General features: G+C 59.9%; 16 protein-coding genes. 11 read left to right on the plus strand and 5 right to left on the minus strand.

What is annotated here, in order from left to right; genetic code table 11:
• Positions 1-65: 65 nt before the first annotated feature.
• Both VFN25_RS00265 and VFN25_RS00270 read left to right on the plus strand, forming a co-directional pair.
• Positions 66-1,067, plus strand: a complete 1,002-nt coding sequence (locus VFN25_RS00265; RefSeq protein WP_325137573.1) for an IS5 family transposase — start codon at positions 66-68, stop codon at positions 1,065-1,067.
• Positions 1,068-1,208: 141 nt separating this feature from the next.
• On the plus strand, positions 1,209-1,625 hold the full coding sequence (locus VFN25_RS00270) for a methyltransferase domain-containing protein (RefSeq protein ID WP_414648816.1): 417 nt from the start codon (positions 1,209-1,211) through the stop codon (positions 1,623-1,625).
• A 189-nt stretch (positions 1,626-1,814) separates the two neighbouring features.
• Here VFN25_RS00270 and VFN25_RS00275 read toward each other — a convergent pair whose 3' ends face one another.
• Positions 1,815-2,477 carry a hypothetical protein gene (locus VFN25_RS00275; RefSeq protein WP_325137575.1) on the minus strand — a complete coding sequence of 221 codons (663 nt, stop codon included), beginning with the start codon at positions 2,475-2,477 and terminating at the stop codon, positions 1,815-1,817.
• A 260-nt stretch (positions 2,478-2,737) separates the two neighbouring features.
• On the opposite strand from VFN25_RS00275, the gene gpmI reads away from it, so the two are divergent.
• The 4 genes from gpmI (at position 2,738) to VFN25_RS00295 (ending at position 8,030) form a co-directional block, all read left to right on the plus strand.
• Positions 2,738-4,267 carry a 2,3-bisphosphoglycerate-independent phosphoglycerate mutase gene (gpmI, locus tag VFN25_RS00280; RefSeq protein WP_325137578.1) on the plus strand — a complete coding sequence of 510 codons (1,530 nt, stop codon included), beginning with the start codon at positions 2,738-2,740 and terminating at the stop codon, positions 4,265-4,267.
• Positions 4,267-5,424 carry a murein hydrolase activator EnvC family protein gene (locus VFN25_RS00285; protein WP_325137580.1) on the plus strand — a complete coding sequence of 386 codons (1,158 nt, stop codon included), beginning with the start codon at positions 4,267-4,269 and terminating at the stop codon, positions 5,422-5,424. The genes gpmI and VFN25_RS00285 overlap by 1 nt, the downstream gene beginning before the upstream one ends.
• Positions 5,425-5,461: 37 nt before the next feature.
• On the plus strand, positions 5,462-6,892 hold the full coding sequence (locus tag VFN25_RS00290) for a S41 family peptidase (RefSeq protein ID WP_325137582.1): 1,431 nt from the start codon (positions 5,462-5,464) through the stop codon (positions 6,890-6,892).
• Positions 6,893-7,220: 328 nt separating this feature from the next.
• Complete coding sequence (locus VFN25_RS00295; protein ID WP_325137584.1) at positions 7,221-8,030, plus strand: hypothetical protein; 810 nt, start codon at positions 7,221-7,223, stop codon at positions 8,028-8,030.
• A gap of 358 nt (positions 8,031-8,388) precedes the next feature.
• Here the strand turns inward: VFN25_RS00295 and dcp are convergent, their stop codons facing one another.
• A complete protein-coding gene (gene dcp, locus VFN25_RS00300) occupies positions 8,389-10,557 on the minus strand; it encodes a peptidyl-dipeptidase Dcp (RefSeq protein ID WP_325137586.1) in 2,169 nt (722 codons plus the stop codon).
• A gap of 185 nt (positions 10,558-10,742) precedes the next feature.
• On the opposite strand from dcp, the gene VFN25_RS00305 reads away from it, so the two are divergent.
• The gene (locus VFN25_RS00305) at positions 10,743-12,752 is read left to right on the plus strand and encodes an amidohydrolase family protein (protein WP_325137588.1); all 2,010 of its coding nucleotides are present in this window, start codon (positions 10,743-10,745) and stop codon (positions 12,750-12,752) included.
• Between the two features lie 69 nt (positions 12,753-12,821).
• Entirely contained in the window at positions 12,822-15,551 is a 2,730-nt protein-coding gene (gene ppc / locus VFN25_RS00310) for a phosphoenolpyruvate carboxylase (protein WP_325137591.1), read from the plus strand.
• 84 nt (positions 15,552-15,635) lie between these two features.
• Here the strand turns inward: ppc and VFN25_RS00315 are convergent, their stop codons facing one another.
• Positions 15,636-17,573, minus strand: a complete 1,938-nt coding sequence (locus VFN25_RS00315; RefSeq protein WP_325137593.1) for an OPT family oligopeptide transporter — start codon at positions 17,571-17,573, stop codon at positions 15,636-15,638.
• A gap of 210 nt (positions 17,574-17,783) precedes the next feature.
• On the opposite strand from VFN25_RS00315, the gene VFN25_RS00320 reads away from it, so the two are divergent.
• The 3 genes from VFN25_RS00320 (at position 17,784) to VFN25_RS00330 (ending at position 20,143) form a co-directional block, all read left to right on the plus strand.
• Positions 17,784-19,400 (plus strand): oligopeptide:H+ symporter, encoded by a 1,617-nt coding sequence (locus VFN25_RS00320; RefSeq protein ID WP_325137595.1) that lies wholly within the window; start codon positions 17,784-17,786, stop codon positions 19,398-19,400.
• A gap of 223 nt (positions 19,401-19,623) precedes the next feature.
• On the plus strand, positions 19,624-19,869 hold the full coding sequence (locus VFN25_RS00325) for a type II toxin-antitoxin system prevent-host-death family antitoxin (RefSeq protein ID WP_325137597.1): 246 nt from the start codon (positions 19,624-19,626) through the stop codon (positions 19,867-19,869).
• Positions 19,859-20,143 carry a type II toxin-antitoxin system RelE/ParE family toxin gene (locus tag VFN25_RS00330; protein WP_325137600.1) on the plus strand — a complete coding sequence of 95 codons (285 nt, stop codon included), beginning with the start codon at positions 19,859-19,861 and terminating at the stop codon, positions 20,141-20,143. Before VFN25_RS00325 ends, VFN25_RS00330 begins: the two co-directional genes overlap by 11 nt.
• Positions 20,144-20,247: 104 nt before the next feature.
• On the opposite strand, the gene VFN25_RS00335 is transcribed toward VFN25_RS00330, so the two are convergent.
• Both VFN25_RS00335 and fabV read right to left on the minus strand, forming a co-directional pair.
• Positions 20,248-21,138 (minus strand): energy transducer TonB, encoded by an 891-nt coding sequence (locus VFN25_RS00335; protein ID WP_325137603.1) that lies wholly within the window; start codon positions 21,136-21,138, stop codon positions 20,248-20,250.
• Between the two features lie 342 nt (positions 21,139-21,480).
• Positions 21,481-22,680: an enoyl-ACP reductase FabV gene (gene fabV, locus VFN25_RS00340; RefSeq protein ID WP_325137605.1), complete on the minus strand. Its 1,200-nt coding sequence runs from the start codon at positions 22,678-22,680 to the stop codon at positions 21,481-21,483.
• Positions 22,681-22,969: the final 289 nt, after the last annotated feature.

The raw sequence follows: 22,969 nt of genomic DNA on the forward strand, positions 1-22,969 counted from the left end.
GGAGGGTCTGAACAAGTCCCTAGACTCGTGGTAAAATGGCACTTAGTCAATAACGCTATCCCACTATGAAACAGATGAGTTTTGGTGACGCCGAATACGCTTCCAAGAAGAAGCAAACCCGGCGCGAGAAATTTCTGGCCGAGATGGAGCAGGTCGTGCCCTGGCATCTGTTCTTGAAGGAAATCGATCCGTTCTACCCAGTCGCCGGACGTGGCCGTCGCCCGTATCCGATCCAGACGATGCTGCGCATTCATCTGATGCAGAACTGGTTCGGTTTGAGCGATCCTGCGATGGAGGAGGCGCTCTATGAGATCGTTTCCATGCGTCGCTTTGCCGGACTTTCGCTGAGTGACGGCATTCCGGACGAGACCACCATTCTCAACTTCCGTCGGCTCATCGAGACAAACGAACTGGCGCCTCGCATTTTCGACCGGGTCAATGCGCACCTCTCGCGCAAGGGCTTGATGCTCAAGCGCGGGACAATCGTTGACGCCACCATCATCGCCGCACCGAGCTCTACGAAGAATGCCTCCCATGAGCGTGATCCGGAGATGCACCAGACGAAGAAGGGCAATCAGTGGTACTTCGGCATGAAGGCCCACATTGGCGTGGATGCTGACAGTGGCCTGGTGCATACCGTTGTGACGACACCAGCGAATACGGCTGATGTGGAAGTCGCCGATGAGCTGCTGCACGGCAAGGAAGAGACCGTTTGGGCGGATGCCGGCTATACCGGCGCAGACAAGCGAATGGATGCGAATCATCCGCGACGCAAACGCAAACCGCAGTGGGTTATTGCGCGCAAGCGCGGAAAGATCAAGGCGATGCCGGATGGCCCGGCCAAACAGGCACTGGAAACCGCCGAGCGCGGCAAGGCGCAGATTCGCGCACGGGTCGAGCATCCGTTCCAGACGGTGAAAGGTTTCTTCGGTTTTACCAAGGTTCGTTTCAAGGGACTGGCGAAGAACACCGTACAGGTTCTCACCCTGTTCGCGCTGGCCAATTTGCATCGCGTGCGAAGAGCGCTGCTCGCGATGACAGGGTCAGTGCGTCCGGTGTATGGATAAAAGGGAAGAAAGAGGAAAAAAGGTGCCGAAATCGGCAAAAATCGGACCAAAAAACCCAAAATTCACGAATCTCGGCGATAGACGCAACTGGAAGGCAGACTAAAAAACCGAAGAGCATCATTCCACTTTGAAATTCGACTTATTCAGACCCTCCTTAGTGACGAATGCGCAGAATATTGCCCCTGGGTCGACAACTATGTCGTCGGTCCCCTTTCCGATCTCAGACTCGACCGTCCAATTCACCTGGCGGCAATGACGCACGTCATCGAGCATTTGCCGCGACCGGGAGAGATATTCATTGAATTGGCCAAGCACATGGCTGTCGACGGCAAGATCTATATCACCGCACCGTTCAGGCCGAGTCTTTGGCAGCCGGAACAAGGGTTTGAACCTTGGCTGAGCTACCCCTATCTGCACGTACCTGCGCACCTGAGCTACCTGTCGGAGAAGTGGATGCGCACGATGGCGGCCAGATCAGGTTTCGAAGTCATTCGCTGGGACGTATCTCTTGATGGCTATCAGGTTTTCGAGGCAATTCTCAGAAAGCTGAAATCGTAGCCAAGATGTGGAAACAATCGCTGGTGAACGAGCCTTGCTGTCGTTCCCGCCCTGTCCGAGCTCACAACTGAGGGTGCGGATAGTTTCCACTTTGAAATCATCGCGCTGCAGATTACACGGATCGAGATCGCTTGCGTCTCTGCTGGATTGCGAGCGACGTCCATTGACTCCCTGGAACCTGATTTGTGATCAGGGATGATCGCCGCTGAACCTGACTGGCTTGGCGCCTTTGACCTCGCCGATCCGCGCACTGTCGCTGACGAACAGTTCGACATCGCGTTCGAATATCAATGCGCCCTTGACCACGGCGCGAGGGCCGATCTCGACACGCACGGCTTTTTCCTTGCCCCAGTTGAACCAGCTGTTCGATTTTTCGACGTGAATGCCGCCGTCAATCGTTGAGTCGGCACCGATGTCGATGTCACCGCTGACCGTTTCGATGCCGCCGCCGACGTGGGCGGCAATCAGACGGATCGTGCCGTTGACGTTGTTGACATCGCCACTGACCTCGGTCCCCTCCTCCAGGGTCAGGGAGCCGTTGACGGTACCGACATCGTGACTGACACGCGCGCGCTTGCCGAGGGAAATGCGGCCGTTGACGGTGCCGGCGGAACGGATGGTCGCGTCATCACCGACATCAATTGAGCCATTGACCGTCGAGATCTCCTCGGCCTGGCCGTGGTCACCGAGTCGGATCGAGCCATTCACGGTACTGAGGTCGCCGACACTTTTGCCATCGTCGATACGAATCGAGCCATTGACCTTGCTGGTGTCGTCACTGGCGAGGGTCGGACTGGCCTGACCGAGCGCCAGGGCCGCGAGTGCGAACGAGAAGATAAGGGGTCGCAACATGGGGTGCTCCAAGGATAAGAATCAGAGCAGTAGATGCGACACGGCGCCAAAGCGTTTAACAGGCTGTTGAAATTCGCTCAGGCGAGTACGAGACAAAGCGAATTTCAACAGCCTGTTAAGGCAGCCTGCTAACGGGGGTCAGAAGGTCACGCCGGATTGATGTCCGAAATCGCACGGCAAAAGCGCAGCAGCATCCGCATCCGTTACCATTTGACCGGGACTTCGTCCCACTTCTGCTCCTGACCCGCTGAGTCTTGCCCATGTCCCGACCAAAACCCGTACTCCTGTTGATCCTTGATGGCTGGGGTCATCGCGAGGAAACCGCGCACAACGCGATTGCGCTGGCCGATTGCCCGAACTGGCGGCGCTTGCTGGCTGAGTGTCCGCACAGCCTGGTCGATACACATGGCTTGAGTGTTGGCCTGCCGGATGGGCAGATGGGCAATTCCGAAGTCGGTCACATGAATATCGGTTCGGGGCGCATCGTCTATCAGGATCTGACCCGTATTGACGCGGCGATCAACGATGGTTCGCTGGCGCAGAATCCGGCGCTGGTCTCGGCCTGCGACGCGGTCAAGGCGACGGGCGGCTGCCTGCATCTGTTCGGTCTGGTCTCGCCGGGTGGTGTGCACAGCCATGAAGATCACATCTTCGCAATGATCGATAGTGCGGCAAGCGCCGGAGTGGCACGTATCGCCGTACATGCCTTCCTCGATGGTCGCGATACGCCACCGCGAAGTGCGCGCGAATCCCTGCAAACACTCGAAGCCCGATGCGCGCAATATCCCGCGGAGCGCGTTGCCAGTGTCAGCGGCCGCTACTACGCGATGGATCGCGACCAGCGCTGGGACCGGGTCAGGCTGGCTTGGGAGGTGATTGTCGATGCGAAGTCGACCTTGCATGCCGACTCTGCACTGGCCGCGCTCGATGCCGCCTACGCGCGTGGCGAAAACGATGAGTTCGCCAAACCGACGGTGATTGGTGCTGGTGTGCCGATGGCCGATGGCGACGCTGTAATCTTCATGAATTTCCGTGCTGATCGTGCGCGCCAGCTGAGCCGTGCCTTTGTCGAAACGGGCTTTGCTGGATTTGAACGTGAGCGTACGCCGAAGCTCTCGGCCTTCGTCAGCCTGACCGAATACGCTGCCGACCTCGCGGTCAGCGCGATCGCTTTTCCGGCCCAGTCGATGCGCAACACGCTTGGCGAGGTGCTGGCCGACAAGGGCCTGAGTCAGTTGCGCATCGCCGAAACCGAGAAATATGCACACGTAACCTTTTTCTTTTCCGGCGGGCGTGAAGCGCCTTTCGATGGTGAGCAACGCATTCTTGTCCCAAGCCCGAAAGTGGCGACTTACGATTTGCAGCCGGAAATGAGTCTGCCTGAATTGACCGATCGACTGGTCGCCGAGATCCATGGTCAGCACTTCGATTTCATCGCCTGCAATATCGCCAATGCCGACATGGTCGGCCACAGCGGAATCCTGAGTGCTGCGATCAAGGCAGCCGAAGCGATCGATATCGCCCTTGCAAAGATCACCGAAGCGATCCGCGAAAGTGGCGGCGAAATGCTGGTCACGGCCGATCACGGCAACCTGGAGCAGATGGTCGATGACAATGGCATCGCGCATACCCAGCATACGGTTGGCCCGGTGCCGCTGGTCTACGTCGGCCGCAAGGCGACCCTCGTGGCCGGAGCCTTGAGCGATCTTGCACCGACCGTCCTGGCCTTGATGAACCTCGATGTGCCCGCGGAGATGACAGGGCGCAACCTCGTCAAATTCATCGATTGATGATGTTGCGCTGTCTGCTGGCCGGACTTTTCCTGGCAATCGTGATGTTCGCCCGTGCCGAGGCCCAGACGCCAACGGCTGCGGTCGGCGAGAAAGAGGCACAGCAAAAGCTTGAGCTGATTCGCGCGCACATTCGCGAGCTTGCCGCTACGCTGCGCTCGACCCGTGGTGAACGCGATCAGGCCACCGAAGCCCTGCGCAAGCAGGAGCTCGCGATCGCTGCCGCTGCCGCCGATGTGCAGGCCATCGATGCACAACTCGCCGCACAACTCAGCGAAATGGACGATCTGGCCAGCCGGCGTGATGCGCTGGCGACCAAGCTCGGCAAGCAGCGAGAGGCGCTCGCGGTGCTGCTGCGTTCGGCCTACGCGCTTGGACGCAGCGAGGAGCTCAAGCTTTTGTTGCAACAGGAGGATGTCGGCAATATCGCCCGCGTGCTTGCCTATCACCGCTATTTCCAGCGTGCCCGCGTCGACCGTATCGACGGGCTGCTGCTTGATCTGAAACAGCTTGCCGACGTGCAGCAGCTGATCGAGGCAAAACGCGGCGAACTGACTGCAACACGCAGCCAGCGCGAAACCGAGGTCGCCGCCTTGCAGTTGCAGCGTGCTGAACGCGAGGCGCTGCTGGCGAAGATAGATGCCACCCTCGATGACCAGCAGACCCGACTCGCGCTGATGGCCAAGGACGAAAAAGGATTGCTCGGCCTGCTCGAAAGCCTGCGCGATGTGTTTGCCGACATCCCGAAAAACCTGAGCGGTGCGGAACCGTTTGCGAGTCTGCGCGGTCGATTGAGCATGCCGACCAGCGGCAAGATCCTGACCGGCTTCGGTGGGCGTGATGGCAGCGGCAGAACATTGTCCGGTGTCCTGATCGGATCTGCTGATGGAAGTCCGGTGCACGCAGTCGCCCGTGGCCGCGTCGCTTTCGCGGATTGGCTCAAGGGATACGGCATGCTGCTGATCCTCGATCATGGAGATGGTTACATGAGTCTGTATGGCTACAACGAGTCGTTGCGCAAGGAAGTCGGCGATTGGGTTTCCGCAGGCGAGACGATCGCCACCAGCGGTAGTAGCGGCGGCCAGAAGTCTGCGGCCCTGTATTTCGAGCTGCGCTTGAAAGGCAAGCCGATCAATCCCAAAGCGTGGCTGCGCTGATTCGCTGATCACTCGCGCTATGATCACGGCGCACTTCATGAGGTTCTCCCTGATGGCTCCCCGATTCCGTTTCCGATTGATTCTTGCTGCCGCATTGGCGCTGAGCTCGCACGCCTGGTCTGCCGATCCACCCGTTGAGTCGGTACCGACTGGCTCCACGGACAGTGCCGTCGATGTCGACGAAGCGGTGCCGCCACAAGCGGCAGTCGGGGCGAAGAAATCGAGTCTCGGTGAGGTCAATCTCGACGATGTGCGCCGTTTCACTGCGGTCATGAGCCTGGTCAAACAAGCCTATGTCGAGCCGGTCGACGATCACCAGCTGATGCTGGCCGCGATCAAGGGCATGCTGGTCGGGCTCGATCCACACAGTGAATACCTTGAGGCCGGTGAACTCGATCAACTCAACGAGGACACATCGGGCAGCTACGCCGGGCTCGGCATCGAGATCAGTACCGCCGATGGCTTCCTGCGCGTGATCGCGCCAATCGACGACACCCCTGCCGAGCGCGCCGGAATCAAACCTGGCGACACCATCCTGCGCATCGACAACGAGCCGGTGCAGGCGGACAACCTCAATGACGCGGTCGACATGTTGCGCGGCAAGCCCGGCAGCGAAGTGGTCTTGTCGATCCTGCGCGAGGGATCACGTACACCACAGGATTTCAAGCTGGTTCGTGAACTGATCCATGTCGCCAGCGTGCGTGGTCGTTTGCTCGAACCCGGCTATGCCTACCTGCGCATCAGTCAGTTCCAGGCCGAGACCGGCAGCGATCTGCGCAAGCGCATCGCCCGCCTGCAGAAAGAAAACGGCAAACCCCTGCGCGGCGCCGTACTCGACCTGCGCAGCAATCCGGGCGGCTTGCTCAACGCGGCGGTCGAAGTCAGCGATCTGATGCTCGATTCAGGCGGCATCGTCACTACCCGTGGTCGCATCCACGAATCCGACATGGCGTTCTCGGCGACGCCCGGCGATGCCCTCAATGGTGCCTCGATCGTGGTCCTGATCGATCGCGGCACGGCCTCGGCAGCGGAGATCGTCGCCGGTGCCCTCAAGGACAATCACCGTGCCCTGCTCATGGGCCGGCGCAGCTTTGGCAAGGGTTCGGTGCAAACCGTACTGACCCTGGATGACCGCCATGCGCTCAAGCTGACCACGGCGCGCTACTACACGCCGAGTGGCGTTTCGATCCAGGCCGAGGGTATCCAGCCGGATATCGAACTGGCTGACCTGGCCCTGAGCAAAAACGAAGACAACGCCTACGGCCGCATCAGTGAGCGTGATCTGCGCAATCATCTGAGAGGCGATACGGAGTCGGCCGATGAAGACGCAGGCGCGCAAGCCCCCGCGAGCCATTCTGCGCCCAGCGACTATGCCCTGAACGAAGCCATCCACGCGCTCAAGGCGATGGCTTTGCAGCAACAACGCTCAACTCCAGGCGTGCCTGCAAGCAAGGCCGAGAAGGGCTGAAACACAGGTATGAACGGGCATTTTCGATCATCTCAGCAGCCCTGACAGGCTGTAAGGCTCTATTCCGCCACGCCGATTCGGCAGCAAGTCGGGCCTCAAACGCCATTTACCGCATGCAAACTGCGCTTTTTCGTCCCGTCTCGCGTTGTCTCGCACTCGCTTGAGCGCGCCTGCCAAGGCCCTCCCGGACGGATTCGAAATCCTGCGACGCAGAGCCCGGCAGGCTGCTAAACTTGGCGATTCGTCACTTCGGCGCAGGCCTGCCAGGTGACCGAATGGCCCGACACCCTGCGCGGGTCCAGAGCGATCGAATAGAGGAAAACGTTGAATGAAGAGTCAAAGTTTCGCGGCCGCCTTGTTGTATTTGCTGGGCGGATCCATGATCGTCTCGAGTGCTGCTGCAGCGGAGATCTACAGCAACGGTCCGTTCGTCACCAATCCTGGTGCCCATGTCAGCGGCGCCGATGTCAGCCTCGCTCAGGATGTGACCTACCCTGGCTATAACGCGCTTGGATTCAACGCCGGCCCCGGCTATCGCCTGGCCGACGATTTCATCGTTCCGGCCAACCACTTCTGGACCATCGACAGTGCCGTACTGTATGCCTACCAGACGGGGACCGGTGATGCCGATTTCACTGACGTCCGTCTGATCATCTGGCAAGGTCCGCCCGACGGGTTCAACAGCATCAAAAAGTTCGATGGCAGCGTTTCCAACAATCTCGTGTCTTCGACGCCGGGTGCCTACCGCACCGCACAGTCGTTTGGCGCTACCCAGTTTTCGGACGACCAGCGCCGGATCAAGAGCCTGCTGGTGGCCATTCCGGAACTCGAACTCGGACCTGGCCAGTACTGGATGGATTGGCAGTTGAAAGGACCCATGCCGACTGATCACGTTTTCACGCCGCCGGTCAGTATCCTCGGCCAGGCGTACACTTCGTTCGGAGGATTTGCTCGCCGGAAGTGCCCGGCCGGCACGACGGATCCGCAGGATCCCTGCACGATTTCCGGGCCGGGCTGGTTCTTGTTCGAGAACGGATCATCGCCGAATCTGGTTGACTTGCCATTCAAGATCAATGGCACGGACGTTGCCAACCTGATCTTTGCGAACGGTTTTGAAGCCTTGCCTGCAACACCCTGAAGCACTTGCAAACTCCCATCGAAAAGACGCCAGATCTCTACCCGGTCTGGCGTTTTTTCTGGGTCACTGCTTGCGGGACCCGGTAGCCAGCGGAGCAAATCCCCGGTTTGCTGCCGTCGCTGAAACCGCTATCAATGGAAGCTTCAGGTCTCCTTTCGATGCCTATTTGCAGGCCGAAGGCATACCACGGTGGTCGAATGGCTGGTCATCCAGCATCCCCGTGCCTCAATGCGTTCGACGCAGCTCGGGCGGCAAACTCGACTGATCCTGAATGGCGATCACAAACAATGAAAAAGGGCCGGCGAATGCCGGCCTTTTTCGATAAATCTGGCCGCCATTCGTGGCGGCTCGATTGAACCTACTTCAAGCCACGGAATTCCAGCAACGGCTCGACGCTGGGATCCTTGCCACGGAACTCGCGGTACATTTTGGCGAGGTCTTCGGAGTTGCCGCGGGAAAGAACTTCATCGCGGAAGGTCTGGCCGTTCTCACGGGTCAGGCCGCCGTGTTCCTTGAACCACTGGAAGGCATCATGGTCGAGGACTTCGCTCCACAAATAGGCGTAATAGCCGGCTGAATAGCCGCCGCCCCAGATATGCGCAAAGTAGGGAGTCTTGTAGCGTGGCGGCACCTGCGCCATGTCAACTTTGTAGTGCTTGAGCGCGTCGGCTTCGAACGTGTCGACATCCTGTAGCGGCGCGTCGGCGGACAAACCATGCCAGGCCTGATCGAGCAATGCGGCACCGAGGTATTCGACGGTTGCATAACCCTGGTTGAAGGCACGCGCCTTGATGATCTTGTCGACCAGAGCCTGCGGCATCGGTTCGCCGGTCTGGTAGTGCTTGGCGTAATTGGCGAACACTTTCGGATCAAGCGCCCAGTTTTCGTTGAACTGCGACGGGAACTCGACAAAATCGCGTGAGGTATTCGTACCGGCAATGCTCGGGTACTTCACGTCCGAGAACATGCCGTGCAAGGCGTGACCGAACTCGTGGAACATCGTGGTTACGTCATCGAAGCTGAGCAGGGCGGGCTGACCTTCGGCCGGTTCGGTGAAATTGCAGACGTTGAAGACGACCGGCTTGGTACCGGTCAGGCCGTCCTGTTCGACGAATACATCCATCCATGCACCGCCACTCTTGTTCGCGCGCTTGTAGTAATCGGCATAGAACAGGGCCAGTTGCTTGCCATCGGCGTCGAACACATCGAACACGCGCACATCAGGCTGGTAGACCGGCAGGTCATGGCGCTCCTTGAAAGTCAGGCCGTAAAGCTGGTTGGCGGCGAAGAACACGCCATCCTTGAGAACCCGATCGAGTTCGAAATAGGGCTTGATCGCGGCATCGTCGAGATCGTATTCGGCCTTGCGCACCTGGTCGGCGTAAAAATCCCAATCGGCCGCGGTGAGCTTGAAACCACCTTTCTGTGCATCGATCACCTTCTGAATCTTGGCGGCTTCACTGCGCGCGCGCGAGGTCGCCGCCGGGACCATGTCGGTCATCAGCTTGATCGCATTCTCGGGTGTCTTGGCCATCTGGTCGGCGAGACTGTAGGAGGCATAGTTCGGATAGCCGAGCAGCTTGGCGCGCTGGGCGCGAAGCTGGGCGAGGCGCTGGATCGTCGCCCGGGTGTCGTTGGCGTCGCCCTTGCTGGAGCGCGTCTCCGAGGCGTCTAGCACCTGCAAGCGCAGGTCGCGATTGGTCAGCGATCCGAGCACCGGCTGCTGGGTGGTGTTCTGCAGGGTCAACAGATACTTGCCGTCGCCAAGGCCCTTGTCCTTGGCTGCATTGGCCGCAGCAGCAATACCGCCTTCGCCGAGGCCATCGAGCTTGGCCTTGTCGTCGACTTCAACCGCTGCCGCGTTGGTACCGGCCAGCAGCTTGTTCTGGAATTCGGTGGAGAGGGTCGATTCTTCCTTGTTCAGTGCGCGCAGCGTGGTCTTGTCCGCATCGCTGAGCTGGGCACCGGCACGGACGAAATCCGTGTAGGTCTTTTCGACCAGGCGTATCTGCACGGGGTCGAGATCACTGCTCTCGCGGGCGTCATAGATCGCCTTGACGCGCTCGAACAACTTGGCATTCAAGTGGATCGCATCAGCGTGCTCGGCCATCTTCGGGGCGAGCGCGACTTGAGCCGCTTGCAAGGTGTCATTGGTGTTCGCGGCGACCAGGCTGAAGAAGATGCGCGCCGAACGGTTGAGCGTCTCGCCGGTCTTCTCCATCGCCAGCATCGTATTGTCGAAAGTCGGTGCATCCGGATTGTTGGCGATCTTCTCGATCTCGGCCAGATGCTGCTTCATCCCTTCCTCGATCGCCGGCTGGTAGTCGCTATCCTTGATCTTGTCGAAAGGCGGCGCCTGCATTGGCAGTGTGCTGGCGGTGAGCAAGGCATTCACGGGTGCGGCCTCCTCGGATGTGGCGGCGGGTGCGGCGGGTGCGGCGGTCTGCGACGGTGCAGTGTCGGTCGATGGAGAAGAGCAGGCAGCCAGCGCAACAACCAGTGCGACGGCAAGTGCGGATCGGATCATGGAGGGTTCCTGGGGCCAAATGGACCCGCACAATAGTCCTGAATCAGCGTTTTCGCCAAGTGCGGGAGGTCATGCCACGCCCGAACCCGCGATTGATTGCGAATGTTTACGCCTCGATCAGGCGTGTCATGCGCATCTGCAGGCACTTGCAGCGATAATGTGCGTATTCGCAGAAGGGGAATCTGATGAAACTGTTGATTCAGGGATTGCTTGTGCTCCTGACTGGCGTGGGTTCGGCACATGCCGCCGAACACATCGAGAAAAGCGTGATGCTGCTGGCGGGCGCGAATGCGGGGTTCCAGCAGGCGAACTACAGCGACGACGGCACGCTTGCCGTGCACTTCGAGTTCAATGACCGCGGCCGAGGGCCGAAACTCGACTCCACCTTCTCATTCGATTCGAATGGCGTGCCCAATGCCATCGAACTGAAAGGCGTCGATTACCTCAAGGCGCCGGTCGAAGAGTCATTCCAACGCACGGGCGACACCGTGGCCTGGAAGAACGCATCCGAGGACGAGAAGCGCACGCTCTCCAAGCCGGCCTTTTTCATCGGCTTGAACCAGGTGCCGGAAGTTTCGGCTCTGCTCGCTCGTGCCTTGCTCGCCGCTGCCGAGCACAAATTGCCGCTGCTGCCGGCAGGCGAAGCCAGTATTCGCAAACTGGCCAGCGTCGAGGTCAAGGGCACGACCGATTCACGCACCGTCGATCTCTATGCGATCAATGGTCTCGACCTGTTGCCTTCCTATATCTGGCTCGATCAGGATCAGCGCTTCTTCGCTGCCTGGTCCGGCTGGAGCACGATTGTCCGTGACGGCTTCGAGGGCGCCGTCGATACGATCGGTGAGCGTCAACAGCAAGAGGAAAAGCGTCTCGCTGAAATCCGTGCCAATGAGCTGACCAGAAAGCTGAGCTCGCCGCTGCTGATCCGCAACGTTCGCGTGTTCGATCCGCCGAGTGGTGAAGTGGTCGATGACCGTGCCGTGCTGATCGATGACGGCAAGATCGTATCGATCGGATCCGCCGACGTCTCCCCGCTGGAAGGCGTCGAAGAACTCGATGGCGCTGGCCGCTTCCTGATGCCTGGCCTGTGGGACATGCACGTGCATTTCACCGGTGGCGCCGACGGTCTGCTCGATCTCGCCTCGGGCGTGACCACGGTGCGCGACATGGCCAACCAGGTCGACACTCTGCAAGGCCTGATCGACGGTATCGAAGCGGGCAGGGATATCGGCCCGCGCATCATTCGCGCCGGCATCATTGATGGCAAAGGCCCGTTCGCCGGACCGACCAAGGTGCTGGTCGACACCGAGCAGGAAGCACTCGATGCGGTGGCCATGTACAAGGCCACCGGCCACGAGCAGATCAAGATCTACAGCTCGGTCAAACCTGAGTTGATGCCGATCATCGCCAAAGCCGCGCATGATCAGGGCATGCGCGTCAGCGGCCACGTGCCGGCCTTCATGACCGCGCGCCAGTTTGTCGAGAACGGTGCCGACGAGATTCAGCACATCAACATGCTGTTTCTCAATTTCATGTTCGACAAGGTCCAGGACACGCGCACGCCGGCGCGCTTCACTGCCGTTGCCGAGTACGGAGCGGCGCTTGATTTGAGTTCCCCGCCGGTCCGCGACTTCATCCAGTTGCTCAAGGACAAGCACATCGTCATCGATCCGACGGTCGGTACCTTCGAAGACATGTTCCTGAGTCGCCCCGGTGTGCCCGGGCCGGGATTCGCGGCCATCGTTGACCGCTTTCCGAGCGCCTGGCAGCGACAGATGAAATCGGGCGCTGGTGGCCTCGAAATGAAACCCGGCCAGCAAGCGCTGTTCCGCGATTCCTACCAGAACATGGTCAACATGGTCGGCGTGCTCTATCGCAGCGGCATCCATATCGTCGCCGGTACTGACAATCTTGCCGGCATGACCCTGCCACGCGAATTCGAACTCTATGTCGAAGCCGGGATCCCGCCGATGGACGTGCTGCGCATCGCCACCAGCGGAGCCGCCCAGGTCATGAAGCGCGAGAACGACTATGGCCGCATCGCCCCCGGCTATGTTTCCGACCTGATCCTCGTCGACGGTGACCCGACCATCAACATGGCTGACATCCGCAAGGTGCGTACGACCATCCGCGGTGATCGCCTGTATGACGCCGACGCGCTGTTCAAGGCCGTGAGCATAGCCCCGGCAAAGTAGGCTCTTGCGAATCCCGAATCCCCACCAACCCATCTGTCGTGCCGCGCTGCAACAATGTAGGCTTGGCGAATGACCAATCCCATAAGCAATACCGCAGACAGCCTGCGCTCGATCGACCTTCCGGATACCGACAAAGCCCTGCGTGATGATGTCAATCTCGTCGGTTCGCTGGTCGGTGAAATTCTTTCTGAACAGGAAGGCGAAGCCTTCTTCGATGAGGTCGAGCGCATCCGCGTCGCGGCAATCCATCGACGCGAATCAAGCGCTGACGCGGAGGAAATGCAGCGCAAACTGACAGGCGTCGATGTGGCACACGCCACCTCACTGGTACGCGCCTTCTCAACTTACTTCCAGGCCGTCAATGTGGCCGAACGCGTGCACCGCATCCGCCGCCGCCGTCACTACGAAATGGAAGATGCCGCGCCGCAGCCGAGTGGCCTGCGTGATGTCGTCGGCAAGCTGCGCGAGAGCGGCATCAGCGAAGATCAATTGCGTGATTGCCTCGATCATCTGCGCATCGAACCGGTATTCACCGCGCATCCGACCGAAGCAGTCAGACGCGCCCTGCTGGAAAAAGAAAGCGAGGTTGTCCGCGCCCTGGTTGCCGATATCGATGGCGGGCGCACGCCAGTCGAGCGTCGCGCCGATCTCGAACGCATGCGCATGGCCCTGACGGCGGCCTGGCAGACTGCCGAGTTTGCCCTCGACAAACCCAGTGTTGGCGACGAACTGGAAAATGTCGGATTTTATCTGACCGATGTGCTCTATCGCGTCGTGCCGGTTTTCTACGAGGTTTTCGCCGATGCAATCGGCGAAGGCCCGACCGGATACGATTTGCCCACCCTGCTGCGTTTCGGCAACTGGGTTGGCGGCGACATGGACGGCAACCCGAATGTCGGAGCCGAAACGATCGCGGCGACGCTGGCGACGCAACGGCGCCAAGTGCTTGCCTTGTATCGACGCGAGGTCTTTCAGCTGGGAAGACTGCTCAGCCACTCGTTGTCGCGGGTCGGCTGTTCGGCCGATCTGCTCGCACGCACGGATGTCTATCGCGCCATGTTGCCCAAGGCCGCGGCTCGCCTGCGCGCGCGCCACGAAGACATGCCGTATCGGCAGTTCCTCAAGCTGGTCCGCGAACGCCTCGGCGAAACCGAGCGTGGTCAGGAGGGCGGTTATCCGGATGTGGCCGCGTTCATCGAGGACGTCCGCATCGTCGTCAGGAGTCTGCAGGAGAACCGTGGCGTGCACTCCGGCTGGTTTGCGGCGCGACGCTTGCTGCGGCGTGCCGAGACATTCGGTTTCCATCTGGCCACACTCGATCTGCGCCAGGATTCGGCGATCCACGATGCCGCGCTTTCCGCCTTGCTCGATGATTCCGAATGGACCACCCGCGAAGTCGATGATCGCGTCGCGCGCCTGAAAGCGGTGCTGGCCGATCCGGCCCAGGTGCCAGCGAGCAACGATGAAATTGCTCGCAAGGCGCTCGCCGTCTTCCGCACAGTCGCGCAATTGCGTCCGCGTTACGGTGCACAGGCATTCGGTCCGTACATCGTCAGCATGAGCCGCAGTGCAGCGGATGCACTGGCGGTGATCACGCTGGCCAGGATTGCCGGTTGCGTTGACGACGAAGACAATGTCCCGCTTGATGTCGCGCCGCTATTTGAAACCGTCGCCGACCTCGATGCGGCCGAAGCCGTGGTCACTTCGCTGTTCGCCGATCCGGCTTATCGCGCGCACCTGGCCGCACGCGGCAACCAGCAAATGGTCATGCTCGGCTACTCCGATAGCGCCAAGGATGGAGGCCTGGTCGCCTCGCGCTGGGCCTTGCAGCAAACCCAGATTGCATTGACCCGCCTGGCCCGGGAATCCGGCGTGCGCATTGTCTTTTTTCATGGTCGTGGTGGTTCGGCGAGTCGCGGTGGCGGCAAGACCGAACGCGCCGTGATCGCCGCACCGCGCGGCTCGGTTGGCGGCGTGCTGCGCCTGACCGAGCAGGGCGAAGTGATCCATCGCAAATACGGCATCCGCGCGATCGCCTTGCGCAATCTCGAACAGATGACCGGCGCGGTCATGCGCGCAACACTGCGCCCACGGCCGCCGGAATCGCGTGAAGCACAGTGGCGATCCATGGCCACGGCAATCGCCAGCGAAGCACGCAACCGCTATCGCGGTTTCGTTCACGAGAATCCGGATTTCACCGAGTACTTCCGCAACGCCACGCCGATCGACGTGATCGAGCGCCTGCGTATCGGCTCGCGGCCGTCACGTCGCGGCGGCACCGGCGGAGTCGAAAACCTGCGCGCGATTCCATGGGTGTTCGCCTGGTCGCAGAATCGAGCCGCATTGACTGGCTGGTATGGCGTCGGCAGCGGACTCGCCCATGGCATTGAAACCTTCGGCCGCGAGGCGATGAGCGAGATGACCCGCGACTGGCCGTTTTTCGCCCAGCTCGTCGATGATGTCGAAATGGTTCTGGCCAAGTCCGACCTTGCCATCTTCGAAGGCTATTCGCGTCTCGCCGGCGCCTTGCACGAACCATTCTTCAAGGACATCAGTGCCGAGTTCGTGCGCACGCGCACCGCGATCCTCGATCTCAAGGACGAGGACGAGCTGCTGGATCAGGATCTGCGCCTGCGCCAGTCGATCCGTCTGCGCAATCCATACGTCGATCCAATCAGCCTGCTGCAGATCGATCTGCTAACCCGCTGGCGCGCCACCGAGTGCAGGGACGATGACCTGCTGCATGCGCTCATCGCCACCGTCAACGGTATTGCCGCGGGTATCCAGAACACCGGGTAATCGCACGAGCGGAGCGTTTCCTGAGGTATTCCTTCTCGCGCAAGCGGGAGAAGGAATACGACGTGCAGCGGGAGACGAGTTTCCTCAGTTCGCCGAGTCAGGTTTGGTTGCATAGCGATACAGCAACCAGGCGATAAAGCTCAGCAGGAGCAGACCGAGCCAGCCGCCGAACTGCATGTCTTCAGGCAGGGCGAGGACGTCAGCACGGCCGGTGACGACGATCGGGATGGCAATAAAGATGCCCATCAGCGCTTCGCCGGTGATCAGGCCAGCCGAGAACAGCATGCCCTTGCGATGGATCTGCCCGTGCTCTTCGTCATTCTTGGCGCCGCCCAATTTGCGTTCGACGATAAAGGCGAGCAGGCCGCCGAGGAAGATCGGCACCATCAGCTCGATCGGAAGATAGATGCCGATCGCACAAGCGAGCACAGGGACACGGAATTTCTTGCCGTTGGCCTGCAGCCACAAATCGAGCACGATGATCGCACCGCCGATGGCGGCACCGATGCCGATCGTCGTCCACGGCAGTTCGCCGCCAAAGATGCCCTTGGCCACCGAGGCCATCAGGTTGGCTTGCGGGGCAAGCAGCGGATTCGGATGTTCGGCGGTTGGTACGCCGATGCCATAGGCATGCAGCAACAGGTTCAGGATGGGCGCCATGATCAATGCCGAAGACACCGCGCCAATGGCGAGCATGAGCTGCTGCTTCCACGGGGTCGCGCCGACAATGTGACCGCATTTGAGATCCTGCAAATTGTCGCCGCCGATACAGGCCGCGCAACAGACCACCGCGCCAATCATGATCGCGGCGACTGCACCAATTGATGAATCGCGTCCGAGCAGCAAGACGAGGATCAAGGCGGCAAACAGGATCGTCGAAATGGTGATGCCCGAGACTGGATTGTTCGATGAACCGACCAGGCCGGCCATGTACGCTGATACGGAGACAAACAGGAAGCCCGCGACGATCATGATGATCGTCATCGGGATGCTCGCGGACCACTGGTGGACGATGCTCTGATACAGCCACAGCAATGGCAGGGTGAATACGACGAGGCCGATCGCGATGTACTTCATCGGGATGTCTTTCTCGGTGTGCGCAACGGCGGTGGTGACACCGGAACGCGTCGCATCGAAACCGCTCTTGATGCCCGAGAACAGCGATTTGCGCAGCGAGATCAGGGTCCAGATGCCACCGATCAGCATCGCGCCGACGCCGAGATAGCGAATTTGTGCCGACCAGATCAGGTAGGCCGCATCTTCCGCGCTCGCAGCGGCGACCTGAGCGGCCAGTGCGGGGTCGGTGTGCAGGAAGAAACTGCTGTAGATCGGAATTGCAATATTCCAGCCGATCATCGCGCCACCCAGTACGACGATGCCGATATTGAGTCCGACGATATAGCCGACGCCAAGCAGGGCGGCCGACAGATTGGTACCCATGTAGGCGATTGCCTTGCCGACCCAGGTCGCTCCGGCGGCGGTATCGGGGAACAGGCGCATGCCGCTGGCCGCGCCGACCTTGGCAAAGGCGCCGAGCAGGGCGGCGACCGCGAGGACCCTGACTCCCTGAGCCGGATTTTCGCCAGTCTTGAGAACCTCCGCGGCGGCTTTGCCTTCCGGAAAGGCCAGGCCCTGGTCGACGATCAGTGAGCGCCGCAGCGGTACCGAGAAGATCACGCCAAGCAGGCCGCCAAGGCCGGCGATGGCGAACACCCACTGGTATTCGAACTCCTGCCAGTAGCCAAGAATGATCAGAGCCGGGATCGTGAAGATCACGCCGGAAGCGATCGACGAGCCCGCCGAAGCACCGGTTTGCACGATGTTGTTTTCGAGAATGCCGCCACCGCCGAGCAATCGCAGCACGGCCATCGAGACGACGGCTGCCGGGATTGCCGAGGCAATGGTCATGCCCGCGAACAGGCCAAGATAGGTATTCGCCGCAGCGAGAATCACGGCCAGCACGATCGACAAGAGAATCGCGCGCAAGGTCAATTGCGGTGCAGTTTCAGCGATGACGCTCATGGATGTTTCCCTGTGTAATGCCGATCCGTCGACGAACTGATTGGTAGGTACGACTGCGCGGATCCCTGCTCTATCGGTCATTCCGCCCTGTGTCTGGATAACGGCAAGAAGAATCGGACGACCATCCAAGCCCTGAATGGTCGTCCAAGGTTCCCGCGCCGCGCTGCAGCGTGCATAGTAGCGCGCAAATCCATCGATGCAGAAACCAAGATGAAGCCGATTCCCGCCAAACCCGAGATCGACGATAAAGACGCTGGGCGCGTGCCGCGCCAGATTCCCTACATCATTGGCAATGAGGCTTGTGAGCGCTTCAGCTTCTACGGCATGCGCAATATCCTCACGCCGTTTCTGATCACCACCCTGCTGCTGTACGCGCCGCTTGCTGAACGCGCAGGTATCGCCAAGGATGTCTTCCACACCTTCGTCATCGGCGTGTATTTCTTTCCGCTACTCGGCGGCTGGATCTCGGATCGTTTCTTCGGCAAGTACAACACCGTGCTCTGGCTGTCACTGCTGTACTGCGTCGGCCACGCCTGCCTGGCGCTGTTCGAGTCAAACCGCAGCGGTTTCTACGTCGGCCTGTTCCTGATTGCGCTCGGCTCGGGTGGCATCAAGCCGCTGGTCTCGGCCTTCGTCGGCGATCAGTTCGACCAGAGCAACAAGGCCACCGCGAAAGTCGTCTACGACGCGTTCTATTGGACCATCAACTTCGGCTCGTTCTTCGCCTCACTGTTGATGCCGCGCATCCTCGCGTCATGGGGTCCGGCCTGGGCATTCGGCATTCCCGGCATTTTGATGTTCATCGCCACGGTGATTTTCTGGAGCGGACGCAACAAGTACGTGCATGTGCCGCCGGTGGCGAAGAATCCCGATTCGATGATCAATGTCGCGCGCACCGCCTTGATGGCACCCGGCAGTAGTCGCGGCGGATTGGTTCTGACCGTGTTGGGAGCGGTTGCCGGCGTTGGCATGTTCGCCGCATGGGCTCTTTCGCCCTCCTGGTGGCCCGAACATTTCAGTTTCGTCATCACTTTCTGTCTGGCCCTCGGCGTGTTCATCCTGTTCGGCGGCATCGGCACCTCGTTGCAACTCGACCGCGCACGTGGGATGCATCCGGATACCGCCGTCGATGGCGTGCGTGCCGTGCTGCGCATCCTCATCGTGTTCGCCTTGATCACACCGTTCTGGTCGCTGTTCGACCAGAAAGCCTCGACCTGGATCCTGCAAGGCAACGCCATGTTGATGCCGCATGACTCCTGGTGGTGGCCGAGCTGGCTGGTGCAGGAACCGGCGCAGATGCAGGCGCTCAATCCGCTGCTGGTGATGCTGCTGATTCCGTTCAACAACATCGTGTTGTATCCGATGTTGCGCAGCATGGGCTTCAAGGTCACTGCGTTGCGGAGGATGGGATTCGGCATCGCATTTTCAGGACTCGCCTGGATCGCCGCCGGTCTGATTCAGCTCAGCATCGATGGCGGTGACCCGACCTCGATCGCCTGGCAGGTACTGCCGTATGTGCTGCTGACCTTCGGCGAAGTACTGGTCTCGGCAACCGGACTCGAATTTGCCTACAGCCAGGCGCCGCCGTCGATGAAGGGCACGATCATGAGCTTCTGGCTGCTCTCGGTAACCTTCGGCAATCTCTGGGTGCTGCTGACCAATGCCGCCGTACGCAACGATGCGGTGACCGCACGCATCGCCGAAACGGGCCTCAGCGAGAACGCCTTCATGATGTTCTTTTTCGCCGGCTTCGCCCTGCTCGCGGCGTTCGCCTTCATGCTCTACGCGAGAAAATATCCGATGAGCGATCACTACCGCACGGTGTAACCGGACGCTTGCCGAGACTTCTAGAAAGATCCTTCTCCCGCTGCGCGGGAGAAGGTGCCGAAAGCGGATGAGGGCGCTCCTGTTCTTGAGCGCTCCCGTACTTGCCGCTTGTCGTCACTGTGCAGGCAGAACCCAAGCGACTCTGCGGCGTCCGCCAGCGCAAGGTAGCACTTGAACAACCGCGTCTCGCGTGCCATATTCGTCTCCAAATTTGGAGACGAATATGGAATCTATTCTCGCTGACGCGAGCATCAGCATCACGGAACTCAAGCGCAATCCCAGTGCCGTGATCGAAGCGGCTGACGGCGAATCGGTAGCCGTGCTGGTGCACAACAAGCCCAGCGCCTATCTGGTGCCTGCAGAAACCTACAAGCGTCTGCTTGAGCGACTCGAAGACCTTGAGCTGGCCGAACTGGTGCGCTCGCGCGCAACGGAGCGCCGGATCAAGGTCAAGCTCGATGAGCTATAGCCTGGAGTTTGTCGAATCCGCATTGAAGGAGTGGCGAAAAATTGCCCCCGGCATTCGCGATCAACTCAAAAACAAGCTGCACGAACGGATGCAAAATCCGCACGTGCCATCAGCACGCCTGCATGGCTTGCCAGACTGCTACAAGATCAAGCTGCGCACCGCCGGCTACCGACTGGTCTATCAGGTCAACGACAAGGTTGTCGTCGTCACCGTGATCGCAGTTGGCAAGCGTGACAAGGGATTGGTGTACCGGTTGGCGGACAAGCGGATCTGAGGCCTTGCTCTGATTCATTCGCGGAGAGTGGCCGAATGCAACTTGTTTCAAATCCAATGCCTCATGTCTTGGTCTGATAGCCCGGTCTCACCCAGGTCCGCTTACTAGCCGCCGTTGGCTGATCCCTGCAAAGGTGACTTCAAACGCAAGCCGGCATTGGAGTACACGCCGCCATTGGCAGCCACTGCGTCGGGTGCGAAGCCGGGATTTTTATTGGCTTGTTCCCATTGATTCGCGTGGCGAGGGCCTCGAACATAAGGAGCCCATTTTCCATATTCTTCTTGCTTCTTGGGATTGATTTCGTATTCCACTGGTACACGAGCGAGGAAAAATGGTTGGCCAGCCTCTTTGCCCCGCGTCGGAACCACAAATGTCCAGCGCTTCACGGCCTTCAGTGCAGCGTTTGCCAGCACCGCGCGCCACCGCTCCATTTCCTTTTCATTGTGTGCCACCGCATTCAAGTTGACTTGCTCTGTCATTGCGTCGTCGACGGTGCCGTCAGCAGCCACTTTGACCACAAGGAATACTTTTCCGCCGACGCGCGCCCGGACGGCTTCATCGGGATAGCGCGGCGCCTTGATAGCCTTGTAGGCTATTTCCGTGCCGGGTTCCGGATCCTTCGGACTGAAATAGGAAGCGGCCAGTTGCAACGTGTAAGTGTCACCATCGAGCGGCTTGGCCACTACCAGAATGCTCATGGAGTTGAGAACCGTGGCAGGTGCAGAAACGCCCTGCGGCAAGGAGTCTACGGCGAACGACCAGGCCTTGATATTGCGATCAAGAAAATCGCGAATGGATGGATCGATCTTTTCCGGCTGGTCCAGTTGATAGCTACGCAATGAGCCGTCCAGATTCACCTCGACGGAGCCAGTCAGTACCATGCTGGCCTCGGCCTGTTTGCGTACTTCGCTGTCGCCGCCGGCCCAAGCGGTGAACGAGGTCAGCGCAAGCGCCACCACCAGGCCGATGCGTACGGCAAAATTCCTTGCATTCATCGCGCTATCCTCTACTCAAGCCGGTCGCCATTCCAAGCTGAAAAATAATTCAATCCATCTTTGGCGTGCGCGTTGTATGCAGAAAGTGGTGGGAATGGGCGGCTGCCGAAAAGAAAAATCGGCGTAACAATTGCTCAATCAGAATCACGCCGATTGTCTTCACCTCGCCATGAAAAACCGGCACCAACTCACTTGTATTTTGAACAAGTGGAACAGACTCTGAGGTGAAAGGTCGGATCAACCTCGACCGCTCATGCCTCGACAGGCTCGCCACGAGCGGTCGAATTTTGTCCGACTCGGATAGTGCTTCGTGGTGCGAGCAAGCGACGGTGGGAGGTCTGGTCAAACTTCGACGCAATCAAAGCGTCGATCCGCATCAACCTCGGCGTCGTAATCGACATCGTCACGATCAAAGCCGAACAGTTTCAGGAACTCGTGCTTGTAGCCGGCGTAGTCGGTGACTTCGCGCAGGTTTTCGGTGGTGACGGTGGGCCACAGTTCCTGGCAGGGGATCTGTACATCGTCGCGCAGCTCCCAGTCGTCGAGGCGCAGGCGGCCTTCGTCGTCGGTGGCCGGCGCGGCGCCGTCGGCGCGATAGAGGCGGTCCTCGAACAGGCGGTTGGCTTGTTCGATCGGGTTTTCGTGGATGCCCTTCTCTTTCATGATCTTGAAGGCGATCGACACATAGAGCGGAATCACCGGGATCGCGGCGCTGGCCTGGGTGACGACGGATTTCATCACGCCGACATAGGCTTCCAGTCCGGGATGACGGTCGCGCAATTCTTTGGCGGTGTTGTCGAGATGCTGCTTGGCCTGACCGAGGGTGCCGTGCCAGTACATCGGCCAGGTGATCTCGGTGCCGATGTAGCTGTAGGCGATGGTCCTGGCCTTGTCGGCAAGTACACCGGCCGCGCTCAGGGCATCGATCCACAGCGCCCAGTCCTCGCCGCCCATGACGGTGACGGTGTCCTTGATTTCCTGTTCGGTGGCCGGTTCGACGCTGGCTTCGATCACGGTGTCCTTGTTGGTGTCGACCGAGGTGTTGGTGAAGGTTTCACCGATGGTCTTCAGCGACGAACGCACGACCTCGCCCGTGTCCGGCATCTTGCGCACGGGTGAGGCCAGCGAATAGACGACCAGGTCAATCGACCCGCCCATCTCGTTCTTGATGAGCTCGATCGCCCTGGCCCGGATTTCATGGGAGAACGCATCGGCATTGATCGATTTGCTGTACAGGCCCGCCTCTTTGGCCGCCTTGTCGAACGCGGCGGAGTTGTACCAGCCGGCGGTGCCGGTCTTGGTTTCACTGCTGGGCTTTTCGAAAAACACGCCGAGTGTGGCTGCGCCGTAACCGAAGGCGGCAGTAATCCGTGAGGCCAGGCCGTAGCCAGTCGAGGCGCCGATCACGAGGACGCGTTTGGGGCCGGCCCCTTCATGTTTGAAGCCTTGAGTGATCCTGATCTGTTCGAACACGTTGAGCTCGCAACCGACTGGATGGGCCGTGGTACAGATGAATCCACGCACTTTGGGTTTGATGATCACGCAATGACTCCGGACGCTATTCGATAATTCGCCAGTGTACCGAAGCACGGTCGACATGCGCTGCCGTAGGGTTTTTGGGAGTGGGAGTTCAGTGACATGCGAAATCAAGTGATTTCAGCTCACGCGCGTCTACGCCTCTAAACAGGGTCACTGGGCCCCTGCCTGCGCAGGGGCGAGTGCGCCCGTGAGGGCGTCGTATCAGCGCGGTGTAAATCCGCGTCGGGGCAAGCCACAGGCCTCGTAGTTGAAGGTAACTGCGTCGCTGAGAGGCGGGGTGGAGAGCAACCGG

Origin of the sequence: Dokdonella sp. (assembly GCF_035703485.1) — a bacterium.
Lineage (GTDB): Bacteria > Pseudomonadota > Gammaproteobacteria > Xanthomonadales > Rhodanobacteraceae > Dokdonella.